Source organism: Shinella kummerowiae (genome assembly GCF_009827055.1).
Classification (GTDB): domain Bacteria; phylum Pseudomonadota; class Alphaproteobacteria; order Rhizobiales; family Rhizobiaceae; genus Shinella; species Shinella kummerowiae.
The window spans coordinates 1-1960 of record NZ_WUMK01000030.1 but is presented as its reverse complement, the minus strand read 5'-3'; the positions used below and the strand labels follow the sequence as shown (position 1 = coordinate 1960).

The window sequence follows — 1960 nt, the reverse complement described above, 5'->3', positions numbered from 1 at the left end:
GGTGCAGTCAGAACCTGACTTTCTTCCGCCAATCCGTTTTGCGCCAAACTTGCGAAACCCTGTTGAACGCTGTTGGTGCTTGATTGTTGATTTGCACTGAGAGCTGACCCGGGATTGCGGGAAATTATCACTGAGATTTGACCCATGTTTCAATTATCCCTCGCGAGGTTTCTGCGGGGGCTCTGGAGTGATCGACATGGCGTTACTGAGCGTAATCCGACGCTGGCATTTTCGAGAGCATCTATCGATCCGGGAGATCTGCCGCAGGACCGGCCTGTCCCGGAACACTGTCCGCAAATACCTGCGCCTGGACGGCGTGGAGCCCAAGTTCAAGGTCCCGGAGCGACCGAGCAAGCTTGATCCGTTCGCGGATCGGCTGTCGGCCTGGCTGAAGACGGAATCGAAGAAGGGCCGCAAGCAGAAGCGCACCCTGAAGCAACTCCATGCCGACCTGGTGAGCCTTGGCTATGACGGTTCCTATTGCCGAGTTGCAGCCTTTGCTCGCGAATGGAAGGTAGACCGGCAGAGAGAATTCCAGACGACGGGGCGCGGAACGTTCGTGCCTCTGGCCTTCGAACCGGGCGAAGCGTTCCAGTTCGACTGGTCGGAAGATTGGGCGATCATCGGCAATGAGCGCACCAAGCTGCAGGTGGCGCATACGAAGCTGAGCTACAGCCGCGCTTTCATTGTTCGGGCCTATCTCCTCCAGACGCATGAGATGCTGTTCGATGCCCATAATCATGCGTTCCGGGTCTTCGGCGGCATCCCCGGCCGCGGCATCTACGACAACATGCGCACGGCGATCGACAAGGTCGGCCGTGGCAAGGAGCGCGACGTCAACGTTCGTTTCCTGGCGATGGCCAGTCACTACGTGTTCGAGCCGGAGTTCTGCAATCCCGCGTCTGGTTGGGAGAAAGGGCAGGTCGAGAAGAATGTTCAGGATGCGCGTCATCGCTTCTTCCAACCTGTTCCGCGCTTTCCATCATTGGATGCCCTGAACGACTGGCTGGAGCTTCGGTGCAAGGAGTTCTGGGCAAAGACCCCACACGGACAGATGCGCGGCTCCATCGCCGACATCTGGGCCGAGGAGGCCTTGGCATTGATGCCGGTTCCCCGGCCGTTCGATGGCTTCGTCGAATACACGAAGCGGGTCACGCCGACCTGCCTCGTCCATCTGGAGCGCAATCGCTACAGCGTTCCGGCATCCTTCGCCAATCGACCGGTGAGCCTGCGGGTCTATCCGGATCGTGTCGTGGTTGCTGCGGAAGGCCGGATCGTCTGCGAGCATCGCCGCGTCATCGATCGCTCTCACGATCGGCCGGGACAGACCATTTACGACTGGCGACACTATCTGGCGGTCGTGCAACGCAAACCAGGCGCTCTACGCAATGGTGCTCCCTTCATCGAGCTACCGGACGCATTCCGGACATTGCAGCAATATCTATTGAAGAAGCCGGGTGGCGACCGCGAGATGGTCGACATGGCGCTGAAGTCCGGCGTTCCGACCAAGACCCACGTGCTGAACCTGCTGCATCGTCTCGTCGACGGCAAATCCTTCACACCGCCCACAATCGACGCGCCTCATGCCCTGACGCTCACCAACGAGCCCAAGGCCAATGTCGAACGATACGATGCCTTGAGAAAGACGGAGGTTCGCCATGCGTCATAATCCGGCAAGCGGCGCTATCGTCAGCATCACCACCAACCTCAGCTTCAGCGAATGGGCCAGCGTCTTCGGCGATGCCAAGATGACCACGGCGCTGCTCGACCGGCTCACGCATCATTGCCACATCCTCGAAACCGGCAACGACAGCATCCGCTTCAAAAACAGTTCGGCCCATGAGCCCAAAGCGACGAAGGAGAAACGTAAGAACTTGACCACACCAACCACAACAAACGATACCTAAGGCGGGTCACTTCTCGGCGCAAATCCCGGGTCAGCTCTCAGTGCAAATCAACA

1 protein-coding gene and 1 pseudogene are annotated in these 1960 nt (G+C 58.9%); both read left to right on the top strand.

All coding sequences use genetic code 11. From position 1 onward, the window contains the following. Nucleotides 1–196: 196 nt before the first annotated feature. A complete protein-coding gene (gene istA, locus GR138_RS30085) occupies nt 197–1669 on the top strand; it encodes an IS21 family transposase (RefSeq protein ID WP_160862932.1) in 1473 nt (490 codons plus the stop codon). A gap of 19 nt (nt 1670–1688) precedes the next feature. Continuing rightward, nucleotides 1689–1907 (top strand): annotated as a pseudogene (locus GR138_RS30080) (ATP-binding protein); the annotation flags it as partial. Between the last annotated feature and the right edge of the window lie 53 nt (nt 1908–1960).

Coding starts and splice junctions, on each gene's coding strand:
- istA (WP_160862932.1), top strand. CDS start 197: ATGGCGTTACTGAGCGTAATCCGACGCTGGCATTTTCGAGAGCATCTA.